Source organism: Streptomyces rubiginosohelvolus, assembly GCF_014649875.1.
Taxonomy (GTDB): Bacteria; Actinomycetota; Actinomycetes; order Streptomycetales; family Streptomycetaceae; genus Streptomyces; species Streptomyces rubiginosohelvolus.
On sequence record NZ_BMTW01000004.1, the window covers coordinates 179,237 to 203,790 of the forward strand.

Consider the following 24,554-nt stretch of genomic DNA (forward strand, 5'->3'; position numbering starts at 1 on the left):
AAGCCTACGGCTGACGTCCGACGGGAGTGGTGGTTTCCTCCTCTCGCATCGCGGCACTCGGAGAGCAGTCACCGGCTGCCGGGCCGGTGCGGCGCGGCCGAGTCGGACGACGGCAGCGAAGTGCGGCGCGAGGCCAGGGTTTCGAGCAGGGCCCGGGCGTGCTCGTCGGGGAAGAGGCCGTCCCGGGCGACGTGGGTGCGCAGGTCCTGTTCGGTGAGCGGGTGGATGTTCCAGTACCGGCCCCAGTTGTCCTGGTAGTCCAGCGCCGGGTCATGGCCGGGAACCGAGTCCAGCGCCAACTGGGCGCCGCGCATGACCTCGTGGAACGAGTGGTGGCCAGCCGACAGCGACATGGCGATCATCCCGGCCCGGATCAGCCCGAGGTCCAGGTCGATCCCCCACTGGTCCCGCATCCGGGCGGCGTGCACCAGGAAGCGGTAGGTCGAACCCGCGGTGCCGGTCAGGACCAGGCCCCCCGTGTCCTCGGACGCCTCCTGAAGGCCGGTGCTCATGGCGAGGTCGTAGACGGAGGACGCGGGCATCCAGGTGAGGCCGAGGTCGTTCACCGCGAAGGGGCGCTCGGCCCGGCTCAGGGGTGGGCGTACGTCGTCGGGGTCCCTCTGGACCGTGTGCTCCCGGGTGGCACGGGCGAGCGCCGCCTGCTTCTCCGTTACGGAGAGGGTGTCGTCCAGGTTCAACTGAGCTGCCAGCCTCTCCAGTTCGGCGCGACCCTCGGCCTGGCGGCGGCTCGGCCGTTCCTGCTCGATCTCCGGGTTCGGGTCCTCCCTGCCGCCCAGCATCTCGGGTACCAGGTCGCTGGAGATGCCCTGGAACAGGAAGGTCACCAGTTCCCTCAGATGGCCGGTGCGCAGCACCTGCTGAAGGGCGGGCCTGCTGGTTCCGACCGTCCCGGGCATGCTCGGGTTCTCGCTGCCGAAGGTGGCGAGGGCGCGCGGGTACTGCTGCCGCGCCCGATCCCACGCGGCGCGCGCCATCGTGCGGAACTCCTCCGTCACCGCCTCGTTCTCGGCGAGGTGTTCGGCCAGTCGCCGTTCGAAGGCGACGGACTCCTCGGCGTACCGGATACGGGCCTGGACCCAGGCAGGCACCGGTGCGCCCCGTTCGGGGCTGGGCGTCGCGGACCGGCGGCCGGGGCGGGACGGGTCGCGGTCCCGGTGGGAGGGGGTGGCGGACGCGGGGGCCGTGGTGGACGCAGGAAGGCCGGGGCGCGTCGGCGGGGGCGCGGTGGACGGTTCCGTACCGGTGGGGCGTGACGTCCCGGGGGTCGGCTCGGCGGTCGGGTGGGGCAGCGCGAGCGGTTCGGTGCGGGGCGGCTCCCCGGCGGGTGCCGGACGGACGGGTGCGGGGCGGCCGGAGGTCAGGGGCGGGATGTGCCGGTGGTCGTCGATGGCCACGGTCACCGTCCGCCCCCGGTCCGGGTCGGTGGCGCGACGGACCCGCTGGGCGTCCAGGGTGAGCGTGAAGTCGGCGAGCCGGACGTGCGGGCCGGGGGCGCCGTCCTGGAAGGTCCTCAGCAACCGGGCCAGCCGGTCCCCGAGTGCCTTGCCGACCGCCTCGGCCCGCTTCTGGCCGCTGGCCCGGGACCGGTTGCCGTGTCCGGTGACGGTGACCGTGGGCAGGGGCAGTCCGTTGGCGTGGTTCCACAGGCCGGTGCGGGCCAGGGACAGGGCCAGGGCGTCCAGGTTCTCGTCCGCGTCCGCCGACGGGGTGTGCTGCTGCTGGGCGAAGCGGACGGTCCGCCGGTCCGGGCGGAGCGCGTGGCCGTGCAGGGCGACCGCGGTGAGCGGATTGGAGACAGCGGGTGAACGCTCCGACAGGAGAGCCGCGTTGACCGCGTGGGCGGACTCGCCGGGGCGCCTGCTGTAGGCCCGGAAGAACCACTGGTCCTTGTCGTCCAGGACCGGCGCCGCAGCCCGTACGGCTTCCCTTGCGCGGGCGCGGGCCTGATCCACCTCGCGCTGGGCCAGGGCGTGTTCGGGGCGGTCCTCGGTGAAGTACCACCGGACGTGCTCGGCCTCGTGGACGGCGGCCAGGGCCCGGGCCGCACGGGCGAAGGCTTCAAGGCGGGCGATCTCCCCCGGGGCCGCGCCATCGCGCCGGGCCTTCGCGGCGCGGTCTTCCGACTCCTGTGCCAGGGCCTTCAGTTGGTCCTCGTCGTAGCGGTCGAGGTTCTCGTCGACGACCGCGTCGAGCTGTTCCACCGGTATCGGTGTACGGGAGTGGGTCTCGTTCTCCAGGGTGACCTGGTGGCTGCCGTCCTCGCTCGCCAGCACCACCTGCGCGAAGTGGTACGGGGCGTGCGGGCCGACCGGGTCGCCGGGCTTGGCGTGGTTATGGGTGAAGAGCTGGGCGCCGCCGTCGTTGGTGGTACTGACCGACTGGATCAGGTAGCCCTCGCCGACCTCCGCCCAGGCGTACTCGTTGACCCCGGTCCGGGCGGCGGCACGGGTCAACGGCCCCCGCAGCGCGTTGTCCTGGGTGTGGCGGAGGGCCTGGCCGTATGCCTCGCCCGGGGTGGGCGCGCCGACCACTCCGCCGGTGAAGCGCGGGTCGCGCCCCGCCTGCCGGGCCGCCCAGACCGGGGTGACGTCGGTGCCGGTACGGGTGCCGTCGGCGACCTCCGTCAGCGCCTGGGCCAGGTGGTGGGTGCCGGTCACCTCCCGGCCGTGCAGCCCGTTCACCGGGGCCGTGGCGACCGTACCGCCGGAGGTGCGGAAGGCCAAGTGGGAGAGCGGTGCGGCATCCGTTCCCGCGACCATCCGGGCGAAGTCCCGCGTGAAGGCGTACTCGGATGACCCGGAGGCGGTGAGGAACCGGGGCTCCACGCGGAACAGCGGTTCGCCGGGCGTGCCGTCCTCCCGGGCGAGCACCACCCGCACTGATGGATCGGCCGCGAGCCGCACCCCGGCTCCGGCGGCGGCCAGGCGGGCCGAGGAGCGCTCGATCGCCGCCCGGGTGGCGTACACCTGCCTACCGCGTCCGGTGGTGTCGTCCCCGGCCGAGAGCAGCGCGACCGTCCGGTCCTCGGAGATGTGCAGCGGCGGCCGGTCGGCGGCGGGGACAGTTGCGGGAGTCTGGTGGGGCAGGACCAGCGCGGGCCCTTCATCCGTCCCGGCCGTACGGACTGCACCGACCGTGCGGAGGCCGGGCTCGGTGAACAGCACTCCGGTGCCGCTGTCGTCGACGACCTCGTAGTCGCGGGTGATCAGAGGACGGGCGCGCAGGGCGTCGACACGGCGTTCCCACTGCAACTGGTCGGCCAGCCGGTCGAACTCCGCGTCGCCGTCGCTGGTGGAGCCGCTGTCGCTGTCGGTATCGCCGCCCCGGCCGTCGTCGCTCTCGCTGTCGCTGCTGAGGTCGCGGGCGCCGGGCAGGCCGGGCTCCTGCGGCGGCGGGGGCGTGGTCCAGTCCGGCCCGGTCTCCCCTGCCCGCCGGTGCACCACGAGGTGGGCGGCCCCGGTGGTGGGGTGGGTGGCCACTTCGGCCGGCCCCAGCGGGTACCAGACCGGGCGGGCCGTCGTACCGGCCACCAGGTTGGCCACCCGCGCGGCGAACGCGGGGGGCAGGGCGAGGACGATGTCCGCGCCGCCCGGCCGCCGGGAGTCGTACGAGATGATCCGGGCCATCTCCTCGGCGTCGCGGACCACGAAGGTGCGCCACGGCGTGACGATCTCGACGCCGCCGCCCTCCGCCGCCTCGGCCACGAACAGGTACGGGTTCCGCCACGGCGCACTCTGCCCGGCCATGCGGCCGGAACGCTCGGCGAGGTAGGAGTCCGGGGCCGGGAGGCCCCGGCCCGCCCCGGTGAAGTCCCGTCCCGCCGGAGCCCGTTCCGCCGAGGTCCGGTCCGCCGTACGGAGCAGGGTCTCCTCGGCGAGGGCGTCCCGCCTGGTCTCGATCTGCCGGTCGACGAAGTACACGGCGAGGTCGTCAGCGGTCGCCAGGTCGTCCGACGACGCTTCCAGCGCCAGCGCTCCCAGGTCCAGGACGTCCTGATTGCTCACCCGGGCCCGGTGCGGCAGGTGCAGGACGTGCCGGACGAGGTCGGCCAGGCCGTCGCGGGTCGGGCGGCCGCCCGCCGCCTCCTCGACCAGCTCGTAAAGGGCTTCGGAGGTCTCCTGTAGCCGGGCGCGCGGGGCCCTGTTCCACTGCGGACCGAACACCGCCGTCAGCCACTCGGGGTCGGCCCAGATGCGGGTGTCCACCTCGCCGTCGGAGTCGGAATCCGCGTCGGAGTCGGAGTCGGTGCCGCCGTGGGGCTGGGGCTGCGGCTGGGGCTCCGTGCCGGACAGCGTGCTGAGTTCGTACGCCTCTTCCTCCCCGGGCAGCCCAGGGACGCTGCCGTCCGTGGGCGTCTTCGGCTTCGGGGCCGTGGCCGGAGCCGGGGCCGGAGTCCGGAGCAGCAGCGGTACGAAGTCCCCGCCCCGGCGCCGCAGTCGGAGGACCGGCGCGTCGGCGGAGGGGCCAGCGTAGGTGTGGACGGTGCCGTTCTCCTCGATCAGGGTGACCGTGGCGCCGGTCGCCTTCGCCGCCCACTCGGCCACCGCGCGGTCGGCCTCCGGGCCCCAGGGGGCGTTGGCCAGGTGGCGGCGCAGTCGGCCGTCGAGGGCGTCCTGGCTCAGCGCGGGAATGCCCATCTGATTCGCGGGGGGCGGGGGCGAGAACAGCGTGTCGCGCTCCGCCCGTTCGCCGGGAAGTCCGTTCAGCCGCATCAGCTGGGCGGGCGACGCCCCGGCGCGGGTCCGGAGCCTGGCCGCCGCCCCCGCGTCGCGGCCCGGCTGCTCGGCGGCATGGCGCAGGGCCGTGGAGAGCGCGGCGAAGAAGCCGTTGCCCCGGCCCGCCGGAACGCCCTGGGTGTAGGTGGCGCCGTCGGGTGCGGTGAGGAGGCCGTCCCGGTCCAGCCGGTAGCGCGGGCCGTCGGTGTCGGCGGGTGGCAACCAGGGCGGGGTGGGGTGGCTGCGGTGGGCGGGTGGGACGGGGGTGATCTCCGTACTGCCCGAGGGCGTAACTGTGGTCGGCGGGGTCGGCAGCGCAGTGATGACGGGCGGCGTCGTGCCGGGTGTCAGCGCGGCGGAGAAGAAGCCGTCGGCGGCGAAGAGCACCGGGCCGGTGGCCGCGTCGGCCGTCGCCGGGTCGGCGCCGTGCGGCAGGAACGTCTGCTGCCGTCCCTCCCCCGTCACGATGGTCACCGGGGTGCCCAGGACCCGGGCCGCGAGGGCGGGCAGCAGGTCCGCGCCGCCGTGGTCGCCCGCCCGGCGCTCGGGCAGGGCCGGGTCCCCGCCGTCCGGGTCCGCCGTCGTGGGCTCGGCCGTGAACGGGCGTGACAAGGCTGCCATGGCCAGCGCCACCCGCTGTTCCGGGCTCGGCCAAACGGTCTGCGGAAGCCGGCCGAACGCGTCGAACTCCGCTTGCTGGGCATTCGTCAGATCAATTTCGGCGTAGTCCAGTTCGGCCTGGGTGAAGGTGTCCGCCGCATCCAGGGCCAGGCTGTCCAGCAGGTCCTGGTTGCTCTCGTCGCCCAGCGCCCACGCGAGCCGGTTGCGCACGGCGTCGACGGCCTCCCTGGTGACCGCCAGGTCACCGGGGTCGGCCGCGAACCGGTCGGCGAGGTCCCCGTCGAGCAGGAAGGACAGCCTGCCCCGGTCCTGGGCCGTCGCGAGCAGCGCGTGGAAGAACGAGGCCCCGTCGTGGGGCACTTCGTGCACCTGGTGCACCGTGCGGCCGTCCGGCGAGGTGAGGGTGCGCGGCGCGGAGTCGGTGGCGTCGGTGACCGTGTACGGCTCCGGTGCCTCGGAGCGCCAGTCTGGCGCGGCGTACTCCTGCGGTACGTCCTTCACAGGCACCGAGCCCGAACCCTGGTGGTGGGCGGTGAGGCGGGCGGCGGCGAGGTGGAGGCGGTGGTGGTCCTTCGCGGCGGCGTCCAGGTGCTGCTGCCGACGGCGTACCTCGTCGCGGGCGGACTGCCAGGCGGTGACGGCCGGGGACGCGGCGAGCTCCGGGGGCGGCGTCGTGTCCCCGATGTCGTCCCCGAGCGCGGCCTGCTCCTCGGGGCTCAGGTCGAGCCAGGTCTCCCGGGTCTTCGCGCGGGCGTCGTAGTAGTTCTTCTCGGCGGTGGCGAGGTCGGCCGCCGCCTTGGCCTGGTCGTCCCAGGCGGTGCGGGCCTCGTCGGGGAAGGTGGTGTCGTCCAGGAGGCCGTAGTCGCGGGCGATGTCCTCGCGGAGCCAGACCAGGGCGGTGGTCTCGGCCTCGACGGCGCGGGGCCCGCGCTTGGGCTTGCCGAGGGCCTGCACCGGGCGGCTGTCGGTGACCCGGTGGTCCACCTCGGCCACCGACAGCCAGCTGACGGGGACCGCGAAAAGCATGCTGCGGTCGGTGAGCACCTTGACGTGGGTGCCGAGGGTGGTGTCGGTGGCTCCCCTGAGCGCGGTGGAGTCGTTGGTACCGCCGATCGGGACCGTGGCCCCGGGGTTGGTCACGCCCGCGTTGCTGTTGCCCGCCAGCGGCGACGTACTGACCGCACCCTCGACGTTGTCGGTGATGCCCGCGTCCAGCGCGTCGCCGGTCTTGCGCCGCTGCATGGCCTCCATACGCGGCTTGTTCTCCACCGCCAGCAGCCGGGCGCCGCTGCGGTGCATCTTTGCGTAGAGACGGGAGTCGGCGGTGTGGGACTGGCCGAGGAGGCGTGCGGAGGACTGGGTGGGCAGCGGTGACCCGTCGGCTCCGAGCGCCTCGCGGAAGCCCGCGGTCAGACCGACCTGGGAGGTGGCCTCCTGCTGGGCCTGGGCCGGGGCGGTGCCGAGTCCGGTGAGCGGGGTGTGGCGGGCCATCCGTACGCGTTCGGTGAGCGAGGTGCCCGTGTGGCGCTTTCCGAGGTCCGCGTCGCCGGGGAAGCCGTCGGCGCGGGCGGTGGCGAGGGTCAGGGCGTCCTGCACGTTGGCCGAGCCGAGGATGTCCACGGCGAGGATGCCGGAGCCGATCACATCGTCGAAGGGCAGGATGTCGGGGTCGCTTTCGCCGGTCTCACTGTCCGTGGTCCGCCATCGGGTGATGGAGTCAGGCAGGGCCTGATGTGCCGTCAGTACCTTTACCGCGCGCGGGGGTTCTGGCACATCCTGTTCGGTGAGCGCGCCGTCGGCGCCATCACCGGCCGGAGAGAGCAGGCTCGCCGGGAGGATCTCGTTGAGGCTGCCGACGGGGGCGGTGGCGGTGGGGCCGAGCGGCTTCCCGGACGCGTCGACCAGGGTGGCCGTCAGGGTGTACGTGGTCACGATCTCGGCGTGGGCCTGGGTGGTGGCGATGTTGGGCATCGCGGTACTGCCGACCGCCTCGGTCACATTGCTCGACCGCTGCTTGGCCGCGGTTCCTTGGAGCGCCGGGTTGGCGACCAGTACTCCGCTGCCCGCCGCGCGTTCGCTCGCGCTGAGCGTCGCATCGGCGCCGCGGTCCTGGGAGCGGCCGTCGACATCGTCGCGGGCGGTGGTCCGGTAGTCCTCCAACTCGTAACCGGTACGCAGCCGTTCCACGGTGGTGGTGACCGGTGTCAGGGTCACCTTCAGCTGCCCGGGGCTGCCGCCGACCGGCAGGTGGTGGGGGCTGGACCAGGAGCGGTAGTGGACCGGCAGGGCCATCCCGTCGGTGGTCAGCTCGTGCACATGGGAGCGGAGGAAGTCCGGCGAGAGCCGTTGGAGGACCTGCTCCCGGTCGTGCGAGGGCACGCCCATCCGCTCCAGCTGCCCCATCAGCTGCTGAGCCACCCGGCTCGCGTCGAGCTGGCCGCTGGGGTGGGAGGGGAAGTGGCGGCGGCGGAGGAACGGGGGCAGCCGGTAGCCGCCGCCGAGGTTGGCCGGTGTGCTGGTGCCGAGGCCGTCCGGGGCGAGCCCGGCCTCGATCGCGTCCTGCATCGGCAGGTGGAACATCACCGCGTCGCGGACGCGCTGGAGCGCGGCGGCGGCACGGCGCGGCGAGAGGCCGCGCCCCAGCCGTTCGGAGATCCGCCCGGCGGCGGAGCCGATCCGGCCCCCGGCGCGGGTGCCGACCGTCCCCATCGCCGCCGTCCAGCGGTCGCGTACGGCCACGGTCTCGGCGGCGTCGGCGACCACCAGGTACATCCGGCCGGCGTAGCTGAGGGTGGTGTTGCGGCCCCGGGTGAGGGTCTGGGAGACGCTGCGGCCCTTGCCCCAGGCGTACTGGAGCGCGGTCGAGTACGTCCCCACCACGGCCTGTTGGCCGGGGGCCTGCTGCACCGGCGTCACGGCGCCCTGGAGTCCGAGGGTGGTCCGGGAGCCGCTGCCGGAGGTTCCGGCGACGCGGTGTTCGTTGCCGATCGTGGCTTCGAGGCTGCCGGGCTTCGGGTCGCTCTTGACGCGGAGGTTCTCCAGCTCGCCCCGCACCGCCCCCTTGAGGTAGTGCGTCGAGAACGGGCCCGCGCCGGTGAGCCCGGTGATGCGGGAGCCGAACGGGCCGAGGTACTGGCCGAGTTGCCCGGCGACGCCGAGGTTGGCCATGGCCCGGCGCAGGGCGGTGCGGATCGGGGTGCCGGGGGCGCTGACGTGCCAGGAGGTGCCGGTGGCGCGGTCGGCGGTGTCCTGGACGAGCTGCTGGCGCTGCTCGCCGCCTTCGGTGCTGAGGACTACGTGCGGGGCGCTGAGCAGCTTGTTCACGAGCTGCCGGTCGGACGAGGACGTGCGCGGCAAGGGGCGGGTGCCGTCGAGGAGTTGGTCCGCCTCGGTGGAGGAGAGGGAACGCGGTACGGGAGTGGGTGCGGGCGCCGGGGCGGGGCCGGTGGCGGGGGGATCGGCGGGGGCGTGGCGTTCGGAGCCGTGGGCGGCGGGGACGGCCAGCTCCACCCGCCCGACGGTCTCGGTCCCCCGGGCGAACAGCGGGCGCTCCGCGACCTTGCTGACGAAGACGCCCGCGCCCAGCAGCCCCACCGACACGAGCCGGGTCCAGCCCCGCGGGCGGCGGTGGCCCTCGAAGGTGGCGCCCAACTCCACCTGGTAGCTGTAGAGATCGGCGCCGTTCTGGAAGGTCAGCTGGTCGTGGGCGACCGCGACGGTGTTCTTGGTGGCGCGGGTACGCGACTGCGCGTAGCGGGCGCCGAGGGAGACGTTGCCCGCCTGGCGGGGCAGCCCGGTGCCGGGGTCCTTGTCGTGGTCGCGCGGCGAGATGCCCAGCTCGACCCCGGCGGAGAGGGTGGTGGACTCCTGCTGCCCCTGGCCGGAGATCTCGGTGCCGATCACGGCGTTGCGCAGCGATCGTTCGCTGAGGGTGGTCTCGAACCGCCGGTCGGTGAGGCGGGCGCGCAGGATGAGCGTGTGGTGGCCCCGGCGGACCTTGCCGTCCTCGGTGAGGGTGACCGGCACCCCGGTGGTCGTGAGGTCGTCGAGGCTCTGCGCGAGGCTGGGCCGGTTCAGCGCCTCGCGCACCTGGCGCTCGTTGTGCAGCGCGGTGCGCATGCGCCCGTCCCCGTACCAGAGCTTGGCCAGATGGGGGTGGCGCAGCATCAGCGGCGGCACGAAGAGCGAGGGGTACGCGCGGTGCAGCGTGTCCAGGACCGTGTCGGTGAAGGCCTTCAGGGGGTCCGGAGGGGTGGGGGCGAGAGCCGGGGCGGGCGTGGTCGTGGTCGCCGGGGCGGACGTGGTCGCCACCGGAGCGGGAGCCGTCGTCGCGGTGGCCGGGGCCGGGGCGGTCGCCGGGGCCGGGGGACGCTGGTCGGGTACGAAGCCCTCGGCGCGGACCTGGCCGCCCAGGTGCACCGGGTCCTGGCGGGTGAGGTACCAGGGCACCGGGGGCTCGGCGTCCGGGTTCGGGCCGGCCGCTCCCGGCGTACGGCTGTCCCAGCCCGCGAGGCGGCGCGCGTCCTGGGTGGAGTACCAGTCGAGGCTGACCACCCGGACCGGCCGGGCGGCGGAGGACGGCTGACCGGCCTTGCGCACCATCAGGGTGCGCTCCACCCGGTAGAGCGCCATGGGGTGGTTGCGGACGCGGCCGGTCACCTTGCGGGCGGCGTCCGAGCCGAGGTAGTGACCCCGGCCCGCGCTGAGATCGGTGCGGACCAGGGGTCCGCCCTGGAGGCGTACGTCGGTCTCGGGGCCGATGAGGGTGTAGTTGGGCCCGGCGGTGACCTGGACGCCGAGGCGGGTGTCGCGGACGTGGGCGCGCTGGTTCTGGTACGTGGTCTGGGTGAGGTCGCGGACCTCCGCCTTGACCGACTCCGTGACCAGGGTGGCCCGGTGCGGGATCGACCGCTCGACGATCAGATGGCCCAGCGGGTGCTGCCCGCTGCCCCGGGTCAGTTCGGGCCCGCTGACGGGTCCGGTGAACCGCCCGAAGAGGCCGAGGAGCCGCCCGGGTCGTACGTACGAGATCAGTGTGCGGTGGGCCGAACTGCCGGGGCGCGCACCGGAGATGGCGAGCGCGACGTCCTCCGGCGGATCGGTGAGGTGGAGGGCGGTCGTGTCGGTGATCCGCGGTTCGGCCCCGTCGGGGAAGGTGAGCGTCTCCGGGGCGCGCTTCGGCCCCTTGAAGGGCACGGTGAGGTCGTCCGGGAGCCGCCAGCTCAGCCCGTCCCGCATGGCGAAGGCGGCGGAGTGCACCTGGCTGCGCTGCCACCGGGGCGTGGCGGCGGGCGCGGTGCCCGGCCCGGGGCCCGTCGGCGCGGGGGGCTTCGGCGCCTCGGTGACCCGCTCGACGCGCACCCGGTAGTGGACGTCGTCCAGGTGCAGGTGGGACCCCTCCCAGGCCCGGTACTCGCTCTGGTGGTACGCCTGGGTGCCCTGCGTGTAGTCGGTCTTCCGGGTCCAGCCCAGCGAGACGCCGATCTTGAGCATCCAGTTGAGCGGCGGGCCCATGCCCAGCGCGGCGGCGACCCGGCGGCCGACGCCGACGCTGCGCCCGCCGCCCGTACCGGCCTGACCGCGCCGCATGGTGTCCAGCCGTACGGTCGCGCCGCCGACCTCGCCGAAACGCTCCCAGCGGTGGTACGGGACGGCCTCGACGATCATCTCGTGGCCGACCCCGGACTTCTCCCGGCCCACGAAGCGGGCGCCGCGGGGGGCGGTGAACGCGCCGGGCTGGTCCTTCAGCAGGCGCAGCAGCTCCGCCTCGTCGAACTGGGCGCGGAGCTTCTTGGGCAGCTGGTCGAAGATCTCCTTCGCGACCTGCTCGGGTGAGCGCAGGGTGAGGACGCCCGGGCCGTTGAGGAGCCCCGTCCTCGGCGGCCCGGCGGCGGTCCGCGCGCCCGGGCCGGTGGAGCCGTCGTCGGGATCGGCGTCCGGGCTGATCAGGACGGTGGGCAGACGGCTGCCGTCGTCGAAGGTGACGGTGCGCGGGGCGGGACCCGGCGGCCGGGCGTCCTCGCCGGTCAGCAGCCGTGCCGGGCGGTGCCGCTCCAGCTGGGTCTCCAGCGGTACGGGATCGCCCCGGTCCGGGCTCTCCTCGGTGGGACTGCTGAGATCCGTGACCCCGCCCATGCTCCGCAGCCACTCCCCGAAGACGTCGGAGACGGCCGGGGTTTCGGTGGCCGGGGCAGGGGCGGGAGCGGTCGTCGGTGCGGGCAGGGCGGTGGCCGGGACGAGGGCGTCGTAGTGGTCGGCGCCGTTGTAGGCCACATGCAGGGTGCCGCTCCGGCCGCCCGGGTTGAGCGGGGTGACGGACGTGCCCGTCGCTGCCGACGCGTCGGGGCGGACGAGCCGCAGCTCGATGTCGAGGGTGTGCGCCAGCGCGAGCGGGAGCGCGTCGGCGAAGGGCGAGGACCACAGGGCCGGGAGTTCGGCCGCCGCGAGGATCAGCCCGTCGGTGCCGAGCCGCCGTGCGTCGGCGGGGGTGGGCGCCACGTCGGCGAGATGCGGGTAGCCGCTGTCGCGGAGGATGCTCCGCCACCGGCGTCCGTCGCCGTCCTTGACGACGGACTGCTCGATCCGGTCCCAGCGCTGCCCGATACGCTCCCGCGCCTCCGCGTCCCGTACCCCGGCCAGGGCGGTCATCCGGAGGTCGTCGACGACGGCGAGCACCGGGTCGGGGGTGGCCTCGACGTCCGGGGCGAGCAGTTCGGAGCCGGTGAGCCGGTCGCGGAGCAGGCCGCGGAGCCCGGCGACGTTCCGGGCGGCCCAGGGGGGCGGGACGGCGTGGCTGCGCGCGGTGTCGAGGAGCGACCGGAAGAGGCAGTCCCCGTCGCCCCTGGCGGGCATCCTGCGGAAGGCCCGGCCGTCCGCGTGAACGGTGTCCGCGAGGCCGGGCGTCCCGGTGGCCTTGCCGGAGAGCTGCATGTCCTCGGCGATGCTCTCCGGGCGGGCGGGCGGCGGCGAGGCCGGGCGGGGTTCGGGGTGGACGAGGACGGCGTGGTCGTTGCCGGGGCTGAAGCGGAGCAGCGGTTCGCCGGACGCGCCCTCGTGGGAGCTGACGATCTTGTCGAAGACCGACTTGTCGAAGGCCGTCGGCGGATTCCAGAACATGTGCGCGCCGTGCGCCACGGCCATGTCCTTGGCCCGCATCTCGTCGATCAGCGCATCGTGGGCCGCGGGGGAGATCCGGGAACCGTCCGGCGAGGACACGTCGAACAGGTCGTGGTCGCCGGTGATCGGACGGCGGCCGCCCGCGTCGTCGAAACCGAACACGATCCCCTGGTGCACGGTGAACGTGCCGGCGGCCTCGTACTGGGCCATCTTCCCGGCCAGTTCGTGGAATTCCGTGGACCGCTGGTTGAACCGTGAGACCACCCGGTCCCAGTCACCGTGCGGAACGGAGCCCTCGGCGGGCAGCACCGGCCGGAAGTAGCCGACCAGACCGATCGTGTCCGCCTCGGCGCCGAGCAGAACATCGACCTCGTTGATCGTCTTCGCCTTGATGTCCTGCGGCTTCGGCATCGCCCCCGCGTCCAGCCACTTCGGCGCCGACGGATTCGTCGGCCGCACATCCACCACGACGTTCCGGTCCCGCGCCACATCACGGAACTTGTCGAAGTTCTTCTCCGGAATGCCGTACGTGTGCCGGGCCGTGTAGGAGTCGACCTGTCCGGGCTTGAGCTTCTGCGTCCAGGTGAGGACGGCGTGGTCGCTGTTGGGGGTGAAGCGGAGCAACGGTTCGCCGGAGGGGCCCTGATGGGAGCTGACGATCTTGTCGAAGACCGACTTGTCGAACGCGGTCGGCGGATTCCAGAACATGTGCGCGCCGTGCACGACGGCCATGTCCTTGGCCCGCATCTCGTCGATCAGCGCGTCGTGGTCGGGATGCGAGAGCCGTGAGCCGTCGGGGGACGACACGTCGAACACATCGTGGTCACCCGTGATCGGGCGCCGGTCACCGGCGTCGTCGACACCGTGGACGACGCCGTCCTGGACGACGAAGCGGCCTTCGGCCTCGTACTGGGCCATCTTCCCGGCCAGTTCGCGGAACTCGGTGGACCGCTGGTTGAACCGTGAGAGCACCCGGTCCCAGGCACCGTGCGGAACGGAGCCCTGGTCCGGCAGCACCGGTTGGAAATAGCCGACCAGACCGATCGTCCCCGCATCGGCACCGAGCAGAACATCGACCTCGTTGACCGTCTTCGCCTTGATGTCCTGCGGCTTCGGCATCGCCCCCGCGTCCAGCCACTTCGGCGCCGACGGATTCGTCGGACGCACGTCCACGACCACGTTCCGGTCCCGCGCCAGGTCACGGAACTTGTCGAAGTTCTTCTCCGGAATGCCGTACGTGTGCCGGGCGGTGTAGGCGTTGACGGCAAGGGCGTTGACCGGGAGCGCCGGCGGGGGCGGGCTTCCTTCGGGCCGCGGGGCGTCCTGCGGGCCGGTCGGGTCCGTGAGCTCCGGGTGGTGCAGGCGGCGGGCCAGTTCGGCGGTGTCGGCAGGGCCGAGGCCCAGTTCGGACAACGGCAGCGGGGCGTTCGACAGGGACCAGGTGATCTGCGCGGAACGTGCGTAGGAGAGGCCGAGCACGTCGGGCTGGGAGACCAGGGTGTCCGGGGGCAGTTCGGGCGGCGGGGGCGGCAACAACCCGTCGAGCGTGGTCTCGGGAGTCGCGCCGGCCCGCAGTCCGGCTGCGGCTTCCAGGAACGCGGTGTACTGCTCCGGGGTGGGGCCGGTGGCCGGGTCGACGGTGGTGCCGTTGGTGGCGGTGTGCCAGTCGGTGACCATCCGGTCGAGCAGCTCCGGGGTCATCCGGCCGTCGCCGTACCGGGCGGCGGTGACCGGATCACGCCAGCGCAGGCCGTCCACATAGGCCAGGGCCGCCAGCAACCCCCGGTTTCCGGGCTGCTGTTCGGCGTCCGGCCCGAGGACTTCGCGCAGGGTGCGGATCTGCTGGAGGGTACGGGCGCGGGCGAAGGCGTCGGCCGGGTCCGGGCCCGCGTGCAGTCCGGCGTCACGCGCCAGGTCGTCCAGCGCGGTCCCGGCGGGCTCGGGGGTGAACAGCCGCCACCGGCCCGGCCCGTCGGGGCCTTCGCCGAGGACCGCGCGGACGTTGCCGTCCCGGTCCTTCGCGGTGCCCGCCTCGGTCGTCGGCGCGTACACCGGGCGCCCGGTCCGGTTGGCGACGTGCTGGGCGACCGGCAGCCCCGCGATCTTCGGCTGCTGCCCGGTCTCGCAGGAGAACAGCACCAGCGGCCGGTCCTGGTCCCCGTCCTGTGCCCAGGACTTGAGGACCTCGCCGAGCTGGACGCCGCTGATCTTGACGGTGGGGTACGCGGCGTTGTCCGTGCCGAGGGTGACCGTGCGGGGCGTGCCGTGGCCGACGAAGTAGTCGGCGCCGCGCTCGGTTCCGGAGCCGGGGAGGGCGGTCGGCGGGCCGGTGAAGACGGTACGGGGAGCGGGCGGGGCCTCGGAGGTGCCGGGGGGCGGGGGTTCGGCCGCGGTGGTGCGCACTCCGCGGAAACTGTCCTGCCCGAGCAGCGCCTCACGGCCGGAACTGCGTGCCGTGCCGTCCTCGGCCGGGCCCTGCGAGATGGTCACCGTCTGCACGGCCACGCCGGGTTGCGGAGCGGTCGTGGTCTGGGGCACGAAGCGCCGGAGCTCGCTGAAGGGCACCGTCTTCCGGTCGAGCGTGGTGACGGAGGGCCCGGCGGTGGGAGGCGGCGTGCTGGTGTCGCCGTCGGTGCTGCTGCTCGTGGCGATCGGGGCCACCGGGTTGTCGCCCGTGTCCATGACGTTGTCCCGCCGCGACTCCAGGTTCACCTCGGCGGCGGTCTCGCCCTGCGGCGGGCGCGGCCTTCCGGTGTCCAGTGCGCCGTTACGGATCAGGGAGTCGACCATCTGCGGTACGGAACGCCCGCCCTGGAACAGGCTGTACATGTTGTCCGGCACGACCGGGCGCAGGCCCTGCTCCAGGAGGAGTTTCGGCAGCAGGATCTGCACGTTGGACCGGAGGTTGCCGTCCTGGAACGGGTGGACGACGTGCAGCGCCCGGATGGTACGGACGATGGAGGCGAGTTTGGCCGCGTCGTCGGCGTCGGGGTCGGACACCCGGGCGTAGTGCTGCTGGAACAGCGTGTCGACGAGGCCGGGGGCCGCGTTCTTGCCGTAATTGGTCGCCAGAGAGGGGTTGTTGTGCATGAACCGGGTCAGGATGGTGACCGGCCGGGGCTTGGGGAGCGGCGTGGACCAGTCGCGGCTGGTCGTGTCGTAGACAAGCAGCTGTTCGCCGATGCGCTCGTCGAAGATGTCGTCGGCGAGCGTCTCCCCTCGCAGCGGGAACTGCGTGGCACCGCCGCCGGACCAGCCGATCGTCCGGCCGAGGTGGCCGGTGGCCAGCCCGTGCATCGTCCGGTACGAGGTCGAGTCCATGGGCGTGGCGACGGTGGCGGGGTCGCCGAGGAACTGCGTGTACGCCGACACCATGCCCTGTTGGAAGCCGGGTGAGCGGTCGTGGTCGTAGTAGGAGCCGGGGTCGTCCGGGAAGGCTTCGAGCGCGGCCTGGTGGTTCTTGGGGTCGATGTAGAAGGTCCACCACTGGTCCTCCGGGAGGAAGTCCCGGAGCGTCTGCGGTGGTTGGCCAGATGCCGGGTCTGCGGGGCGGACCGTGATCTGCCCGGGCGTGGCGGTGGGGGTGGTGTCCGCGTCGCCACGGCCCGACTCCAGGTGCAGATCGGTGGCCGTCTCGGTCCAGGGGCGGGCGTCGGCGGCGAGCTTGGAGGCGGCGGGTGGGTCGGTGGGCGTGGTCGTGGGGGCCGAGGAGGTCGGGATGACCGTCGGCTTGATGTCCGGGGCGGCCTCGGGGGCGTTGTCGGCGAGCGGAGCCTTGACGTCCGGGCCGGGCGTGGAACTGGTGGTGGTGATCACCGAAGGCTTGGCGTCGGGGCCCGGCAGGTCACCGGGGGTGGGGGCAGGCTCGCCCGACACCACCTTCACCGAGGACGGGTCGATGTCGCGGTGCTCGGACTCGGTGCGGGGAGGCGCGGTAACGGGGTCGACCTGACCGGACTCGGTGACGGCGGGCGGCTCCGGCGTCTCCTGTGTGCCCGTCGTCTGCTGCGTCTGCTCGCCCGGCGACGCCTCGGCTGTGCCGGTGTCGCCCTGCGAGAGGGAACGCGGGGGCGAGGCCGTCGACGTGGTGGGAGAGCCGGCCGATGTGGCGGGCGGGACGGCCGATGTGGCGGGCGGGACGGTCGATGCGGCGGGCGGGACGGTCGATGCGGCGGGCGGCGGAGCGGCCGCCATCACGGGCGGCACCCCGAGGGCGTCGGCGAGCGGCAGCAGCACGTTCGCGCCGGGGAACGCCGTGTTCACGCCGCTGTCGGGCGCCCCGGCGAACTCGGGTCCCGTGAGCGGACGGACCTCCACCGGCGCGCCGGGACCCTCCCGGGTCAGCTCGACCGCCTCGCGCACCGGCTGCCCCGCCGCGTCGGACCCGGTCGGCGGACCGAGCACCACGGCCCGGTCCACCCCGGCGCCGTCCAGCAGTTCGGCCGCCTCCGGCGATGCGGCGAGGGGCGGCGGGCCCTCGGAGACCACGACGGTGAGCGGAGGCGCACCGGTGCCGGCACCGTCGGCGGTGACCGGGGCATCACCCCGCACATCGCGGGCCTCGGGGTCGGAGGAGGTCTCCGTACCCCGCGAGTCCACGGTGCCCGCCTCTCCGGACGTACCGGTCTCGGGCGAACCGACGGTCCCGACCTCGCCGGACGCACCGGTCTCGGGCGAACCGACGGTCCCGACCTCGCCGGACGCACCGGTCCCGGGCGAACGTACCGGGCTCTCCGCCCCGCCGGGCGCACCGTCCACCGGCGACGCCCCCGGCCCCTCCCCCACGATCGGCGCGTCCACCGTCACCGGCGTGCCGAGGCTCTCCAGGGCCCGGCGCACCTCGTCGGTGTCCACCTGACCGGCCGGGCTGTTCCCGCCGGGCACCACGCGTACCTCGGGCACCTGCGACAGCCTCTCGTGCACCCCGTCGCGTACGCCGATCTCGGCAGGGCCCGGCGGCTGGGAGCCCCGGAGGGCGGCGAGGTCCCGCAGCGCCTGCTCCCGGACATCGGCCGGGCCCTGGTGGACCTGCTGCCACAGCGCGTTCTCGGCGGCCGTCACCGGCAGGGGGCCCGGCGTGTACGGCGGGGGGTCGGCCGAGAGGTAGGGCGGTGGCGCGTCCTGCGACATGTACGGCGGCGGTGACTGGCTGCCGGTGAAGTCGCCCTGGCCCGTGGTCTGCTGGACGACCGGCGGCGGCGAGGAGAGACCGGGCCCGGGGCCGTCGCTGCCGGTGCCGTCCGTACGGGAGGAGCCCTCGGTGCGGTCCGGGCTATCCGCCCCGGTGCCGTCGCCGTTGCCGCCGGAGACGGTCGGTGGCGGCTGGTTGCGCAACTTGTCGATGGCGTGCCGGAGTTCGGCTCCGCTGTTCAGCGCGGCGCCCATGAGCGAGGACTCGACCCGGCTGCTGATGCCCGCGCCGAAGAAGGTGGTCCAGCTGGAGGACCAGTCACCCTCGAATGCGCCCTTGATCAGGATCTCCGCGACCACCTCGCCCGCCCCCGCGGCGATGAAGTCCGCCGTCCCCTTCAGGCCGTAGTGTGCGACCAGCGCGCCCGGCCGGTCGAGGTTGAGGCGCAGGATCTGGCTGTTGCGCCACAGTTCGGGGTTGTTGCGGAAGGAGAACGGGCCGTCCCGGAAGGTGACGGGCACCGGGCCGGGCGTGGGTGTGGGGCCGTTGCCGTACGGGTTCGGGTCGGGGCGGTCCTTCGGGGGATCGGGAAGGTCAGGACCGGGCTTGGGGTTGGGGTTGGGGGTCGGGCCGTTGGTCTTGATGTCGACGTTCGGCGTGTCCCGCCAGTTGGGGTTCTTGAAGTCGAGATCAGGGCCGCCCTTGAGGAAGTTGCCGTCGAAGCTGCGGACGATGTCCTTGGCGAACTTCTCGAAGACGCTGGTGAAGAACCCCGCCGCCGCGCCGAACGCGGCGGCCTTGCCGATGTCGCTCCAGTCGATGCCGTCCGGGCGGCGGCCGTCCGGGGCGAAGTTCATCATCGCGAGCCGGACCGCGAAGGTGGTGAACGCCTCGGCGAACGCCTCGGTCAGCGAGGGTGCGAGGTGCAGCCGCTGGAGGAGGTGGCTGAGGGTGGTGAGGATGAAGAAGCGGCTGCGCAGCTTGGCCATCATGATCTGGCTGGCCGAGGCGCCACCGGTGAAGAAGGACATCGCGAGGTAGATGGCGATCTCGATGAGCAGCCGGATGATCTCGGCGATGACCTGCCACTTGGACTCCATGATGTCCATGGAGGTCTTGCGGCGGCCCTCGGCGATCTTGTCGAGCTGGTCGGAGAATTCGCGCAGGTAGTTCTTGCCGCCGTCGTCGATGAGCATGCCCATCGCCTTGGCGTACGACGAGGCGAGGTCGTCCGGCATGGACTCGCCGATGTCGTGGATCGACTTGTCGATCAGCGAGGACAGCCGGTCCAGTTTGCGCCCGAGGCCGGAGTAGGGCCGGCGGCTCTCGAAGGCGAGGTCCTCGTCGGCGTCCATGAGCTTCTCCCCGGTGAGGATGAAGATCATGGCGTTGACCTCGGGCGATACCTGGATGCTCACCGGCGGCCGCCCCGGGGGCCGTGCGGGCAGGACGGAGCGGCCGCTCCCGGTCGCGTACGGGAGCGGCCTGCGGTGCGGAGGTCAGCGCCGGCCATGCCCGCCCGGGCCGTCGAATCCATCGGTTTCGAGGCGGCTGTTGCCGTGCTCGATCTCGTCGATGTTGCGGTCGCGGGTGTCCTTCATCATCCGGACGTTGCCGATCGTGGCGTCGGTGATGCCGACCAGCGCGTCCCGGATGGAGAGCATGGTGTCCTTGGTGGTCTGCCGCTCCTTCTGCTCCTGCGGCTTGGCCTTCTCCGAGAACTCGCTGTTGGTTCCGGGCCAGCTGACCGTGGGCGCCAGCTCGTCGAGGAACTCCTCGGTCATGGTCCGGGTGAGCGTCCCGATCTCCTCCAACTGGCGTGCCAGCGCCTCGATGCGCTCCGGGTCGACGTAGTACCGCTGTCCCATCCCGTCAGTCCTCTCCCTCGTCGCCGAGCGCGTCCCGCCAGGCGGGGGTCGCCGGGCCGCCGCGCGAGGTGGTCTCGTCGTCCTCCCGCAGGACCTCGGGGCCGAAGACGCGCTCCCAGTCCAGCTCGAAGCCCTTCAACTCCGGCACGTTGCTGCTGGGTTCGGTGAAGGGGGCCATCGCCTTCATCACATGCCGGTTCATCTTCAGCCGGGCCGCGCTCGCCGCTTCCAGGACGCTGGCGGCCAGCTCCTGCGGGGACATGTCGCGGTACTTGTTCTCCAGGAACTCGATCCCGGTCAGCTCGCCCTGCGGGCCCGCGGTGGCCCGTACCGCCCGGTCGGAGGAGAGCACGGAGAAGGACGCCGACCGCAGTTCGCGCTCGGTACGCGCCACCGCCTCCTGAGCGGCCTGCAGTTCGGCCATGGCCTTCTCCAGGCGCTTCTCCAGTGGTTCCGTCACGCGCGTGCCCCTCGTTCCGTCCTGATGATCGTTCCGTCGCCCGTACGCATGACCGTACGTTCCCCTCGCCGGGCTCGCACATCCGGCCCAGCCGTGACGGCCTGACAGGCCGTCACCTGCCGATCACGGCCGGGGTGCCGCCCTCCTCGGTGCCCCAGACGTCCGCGTCCTCCTCCAGGTAGTCGGCGGATGTCATGGGCCGGCGCCCCTGCTCCTGTTCCTCCTCCGGGGATTCGCCGCCGGTGGTGGTCACCCGGGAGGCCGGGGTGAGGAAGGTGTCGCTGTCCTCCTGGCGGTTCCACGGGCTGCGCCTGCGGCGGTTACGGCGTTCGCTCTCCTCCGCCGCGTCGACCAGGACGGCGCGCACACGCTCGCCGTTGCCCTTCTCGCCGCCCGCGCCCATACCGCCCATGCCGCCGCCCATCGGCATACCGGGGGTGCCGGGCGTGCCCGGGGCTCCGGGGGCTCCCGGGCCGCCGCCGGTGTTGGGGGTCATCGCGTTGTTCGTGGCGCTGTCGGAGAGCGGGGAGACCTGGCCGAGGGTCTCCGACGACGGAAGGTTCGCGCCGGGGAGGCCACCGCCGGAACCGCCTGCTCCCGCCTGGGCGCTCAGCCCCAGCTCCGAGAGGGGGACGTCCCGGGTGGTGGTCCCGTCGCCTCCCCCGCCGCCGCTGCTGCCGTTGGCGAGGTCCTTGAGCCCGTCGAGATCGAGATCCCGGTTCTCGTTCAGGCCGTCCAGGTCCCGGTTCCCGTTGAGGTCACCGAGGTTGCCGAGGTCACGGTCCTGGCCGAGGTCCCTCAAGTCGTCCAGGAAGTCCGGCCTGTTGTTGTCGCTCCCGCGCGAGTTGAGCTCGTCGAGGGTGACCGTCTCCGTCCTGCCCTGCGGGTCGGTGACGGTGGCGATCCCGGTGTCCGGGTCGATGGAGTGGCTGGAGCCGTCCGGGAAGGAGTTGAGGAACCGGCCGTTGTCCAGCGACGAGACGGAACCGTCCGGGTTGGTGACCTCGGCCCCGTGGGTGAGGTCGGTGGTGACCTCGGAGCCGTCCGGGGCGATACTGGTGAGCTGCCCCGTATCGGGGTCGAAGACGGTCTTGCCGCCGTCCGGGAACGTGGTGGCGAAGTCGCCGTTCTCCAGCCCGGTGAGGCTGCCGGTCGGGGATTCCAGGCCGACGTCGTCAGTGTTGAGGTTCCCGAGGTCGCCCAGGTCGTTGATGGTCTCCCGGTCGCCGAGGTCACCGAGGTCGCCGGGGGACTCCGTCGGCAGGTCGGCGTTGATGTTGCCCAGATCCCCGAGGTCCCCGATGTCGTTCCGGCCGTTCAGACCCCCGAGGTTGCCGAGGTTCTCCGTGGTGACGGTGCCGTCCGGGGCGGTGGAGACGGCCTGACCGGTCGCGGGATCGATCTCCTGCTTCGTACCGTCCGGGAACGTCGTCGTCAGCTTGCCGTCGTCGCCGAGGGAGGTGACCGAACCGTCCGCGTTGGTGACCCGGGCGCCGTCGCCCAGGTCCTGCGTGGTGACGCTGCCGTCCGGGTGGGTGGTGGTGAGCACTCCGCTGTCCGCGTCGAAGGAAGTGCCGCTGCCGTCCGGGAAGTCGGTGGTGAGCTGGTTGCCGTCGAGCTGGGTCCGGCCGCCGGTCGGGGTGTCGAGGGACCCGCCCGTACCGTTGTTGAGGTCGCCCAGGCTGCCCAGGTTCTCGGTGATCGCCTGGTTGGCCGCGTCGTTGGGGTTCCGCGTGGATCCGGGACCGCCGTTGATCCCGCCGAGATTTCCGAGGTTGGAGGTCACGGGCACCGGGCCACCGGCGGGGTTGTTCACGTCACCGAGGTTGCCGAGGTTCTCGGAGACCGCGTTGTTCACGTCGTCGAGGCTCGGAGTGTTCGAACCGCCTTGGCCCCCGGGGTTGTTGATGCCGCCGAGATCGCCCAGGCTCTCCGTCACCGGGACGTCCTGCTTGAGGTTGAGCAGGTCGTCGAGGTTGCCGAGGTTCTCGCCTCCGCCGCCCGGCCCGTTGATGTTGCCGAGGCTCTCCTCCATCTGCTTGGCCTGTTCCTCGGCCTCCCGCTTGGCCTCTTCCTGCTCTCGCCGCTGCTCCTCGCGCAGCTCCTCCTGGTACCGCTTGTCCTCTTCGCGCTGCTGGTTCTGCTCCTCGCGCAGCTCGTCCTGGAGCTTCTTGTCCTCCTCGCGCTGGAGGCGCTGCTCCTCCCGGAGCTCGTCCTGGTACTTCCGGTCCTCCTCGCGCTGCTCCTCCTGCTCCTTGCGGAGCTCCTCCTGGAGCCGCTTGTCCTCCTCCCGCTGCAGGCGCTGCTCCTCCCGCAGCTCGTCCTGGTAGCGGCGGTTCTCCTCGTTCTCCTTCTCGATCCTCTCCCGCTCCTCCTCCGCCTTCTTCTCCTCGTACGCCTCCGAGGCCGTACCGGTCGACTTCGGCTCGGGTACGTTCTCGGAGAAGTCCTCGGAGAGCGAGAGGAACTGGTTGTTCAGGCGGGACTGCACCTCGCGGGCGGGCTTGACGAGGTAGTCGTCCACGCCCCGGCTCCAGATGTCGACCGCCTTGTCGCCGACCTTCGCCCAGTTGGCGATGTCGGTGAGGTCGAGGTATTCCGGATGCGTCTGCGAGAAGTCGCCGTGCGGGCTGTGGCGGACCGTGGTGGTGTAGCGGGTGGTCGTGGACGTGATCTCCGTCTTGGCCACGTTGTTGGCGTCGACCCACTGGGCCAGGTCGTCCAGGACGTAGCGCAGCACCCGGTGCGGGTCGTAGTAGTCGGACTGGGCCCACTTGAGCCAGGCGGCCAGCAGGTCCCTGGCGGCCTGTTCCAGATGCTGGCGGCCCAGGGAGAGGGCACGGGAGTACACGGTGTTGCCGGTGCCGGTCTGGTCCCCGGTGCCGGCCGTGCTGTTGAAGGTCTCGACGTAGCTGTCGTAGTTCTCGCGGATCTTCGTGATGAGGCTGCGGAAGACCTCCGCGGCCTCTCCCTTCCAGCTCGCGTCGTCGCGGCCGAAACGGTCTTCCCAGTCCTTGAGGAGAGGTGCGTGGTCCTTGAAGAACTTGGCCGCGTAGTCGAAGGAGTGACCCGCGTTGTTGAAGGAGTCCAGGTCGACGGTGTCGGACTCCTTGGCGACCAGACCGCTGAACCGGCCGTCGCCGCTGTTCCCGTTCAGCAGCGCGATGAGCGCCGCCCGGGGCCCGTTCATGTACTGGGCCAACGGGATGGTGCTGAACTTGTCCTTGTTGTAGTCCGTGAACTCGTTGCCCTCGCGGACGGACACGTTGTTGACGTCGGTGGAGTCGGTGCCGGCGAAGATGATCTCGTCTCCGGACTTCACGCGGCCCTCGAAGACGATCCGGGCCTGCATGATGGAACGCTTCTTTCCGCTGTCGAAGAACCAGATGTCGTAGTCCTGGCCCTTGTTCTGCAGGAAGCCGGAGTCCTTGACCAGGAGGCTGAGGCTGCGCTCCTTGATGTCCATCCGGAAGAGCTTGCCGCCGTGGTCGGAGCGGAGCGTGTCGAAGACCTTGCCGCGCTCGGGCACGGGGTACCCGGTGATGTGCTTGACGAGGTCGGCCCAGTTGTCGGCTGAGGCCGCTTCCGTGTCCTCGTACTTGTCGACGTTCTCCACGGATGATTCGTCGTACCGGTCAGCCACCGCGCGCCCTTTCTCGTCTCTCGCCGTCCACTCCGTGCGCGGGGGCGGCTAGTTCTCTTCCGTCTCCGAGGATCCGCTGGTGAGCGTGTCGACCTCTTCGAAGGTCTGGAGCAGCGTCTGTGCGTCGATCGCGTCCAGGTTCTTGTTCTTGGTCTTGTTGGCCTCTTCGATGGTGTCGGTGAGGGCTTCCTTGAGCTCCTTGAAGAGCTCCATCTGGTCCCCGAGCAGCTTGTCGAGGGAGGTCGCGACGGTCGTCACGCTCTCGACCAGCTTCGGACCGGAGACCAGCGCTTCCGTGTTCATCAGGCCGAGGCGCAGGAGCTGCTTCTGCTGGTCGAGGTTGTCGGGCGTCGTGTAGCCGCCGATCAGCTCGCCGAGGGGGCGGATACGGCCCTCGCCCTCACCCTCGCCGTCCTCCTTGTGCTTCTTGGCCTTGGTGTAGACCGGGTGCACCTCGTTGTCGCGGAAGTTCTCCATCTGCTTGAGGTCGAAATGCTTGACGTCGGCCTGCTCACCGGCCATGGGACGTCCTCCTGCGGTCGGGTCCTGACGGGGGTCGCGGAGACGGAAGTGCGGGAGGCCGGGGGCCGCCTCCACCGCGTACGAGCGGGAAGGCGGCCCCCGGCCGGGCGGCTAACGGGCCCGCACGTTGCCCCAGCTGTCGGCGCTGCGGCGCTCGTCGCGGGAGTGGTTGTCGTGGATGCTCTGGACCAGCTCGCCGCTGTCGCCGAGGAGCAGGGCCATGTTCTTGGTCGCCTGGTCCCACTCGGCCTGGACGCCGAGGTACATCGCCTGGTCGTCACCCTCCCAGGAGGTGACGAGCGGCTTGAGCTCGTCCTCCAGGTTGTTCAGGGTGGTGATGATCTGCTGGGTCTGCTGCTTCAGCTCCTCGATCGCGTTGCGGACCGTGGAGTACTGCACATCGATGATGCCGTCGGCCATGACATCTCCTCTCGGGTGGCCGGGCCCGCGGGCCCGG

The 24,554-nt window shown here is 72.4% G+C and carries 6 protein-coding genes; all 6 read right to left on the minus strand.

Translation table 11 applies throughout. The features are described 5' to 3' along the window. Window positions 1-68 precede the first annotated feature (68 nt). Window positions 69-18,989 carry a DUF8616 domain-containing protein gene (locus IE134_RS13090; RefSeq protein ID WP_373296820.1) on the minus strand — a complete coding sequence of 6,307 codons (18,921 nt, stop codon included), beginning with the start codon at window positions 18,987-18,989 and terminating at the stop codon, window positions 69-71. A 114-nt stretch (window positions 18,990-19,103) separates the two neighbouring features. Then, window positions 19,104-19,472, minus strand: a complete 369-nt coding sequence (locus IE134_RS13095) for a hypothetical protein (RefSeq protein ID WP_030714536.1) — start codon at window positions 19,470-19,472, stop codon at window positions 19,104-19,106. 4 nt (window positions 19,473-19,476) lie between these two features. Beyond that, complete coding sequence (locus tag IE134_RS13100) at window positions 19,477-19,932, minus strand: YbaB/EbfC family nucleoid-associated protein (protein ID WP_030714537.1); 456 nt, start codon at window positions 19,930-19,932, stop codon at window positions 19,477-19,479. Window positions 19,933-20,044: 112 nt separating this feature from the next. Then, entirely contained in the window at window positions 20,045-23,575 is a 3,531-nt protein-coding gene (locus IE134_RS13105; protein ID WP_189430547.1) for an AAWKG family protein, read from the minus strand. Window positions 23,576-23,623: 48 nt separating this feature from the next. Then, entirely contained in the window at window positions 23,624-24,097 is a 474-nt protein-coding gene (locus IE134_RS13110; RefSeq protein WP_030714539.1) for a type VII secretion system-associated protein, read from the minus strand. 111 nt (window positions 24,098-24,208) lie between these two features. Then, window positions 24,209-24,517 carry a WXG100 family type VII secretion target gene (locus IE134_RS13115; RefSeq protein WP_030714540.1) on the minus strand — a complete coding sequence of 103 codons (309 nt, stop codon included), beginning with the start codon at window positions 24,515-24,517 and terminating at the stop codon, window positions 24,209-24,211. Between the last annotated feature and the right edge of the window lie 37 nt (window positions 24,518-24,554).

What these genes read in the sequence shown, in the direction of transcription:
- IE134_RS13095 (WP_030714536.1), bottom strand. Translation starts at nt 19,472, where the DNA reads ATGGGACAGCGGTACTACGTCGACCCGGAGCGCATCGAGGCGCTGGCA.
- IE134_RS13110 (WP_030714539.1), bottom strand. Translation starts at nt 24,097, where the DNA reads ATGGCCGGTGAGCAGGCCGACGTCAAGCATTTCGACCTCAAGCAGATG.
- IE134_RS13090 (WP_373296820.1), bottom strand. Translation starts at nt 18,989, where the DNA reads ATGATCTTCATCCTCACCGGGGAGAAGCTCATGGACGCCGACGAGGAC.
- IE134_RS13115 (WP_030714540.1), bottom strand. Translation starts at nt 24,517, where the DNA reads ATGGCCGACGGCATCATCGATGTGCAGTACTCCACGGTCCGCAACGCG.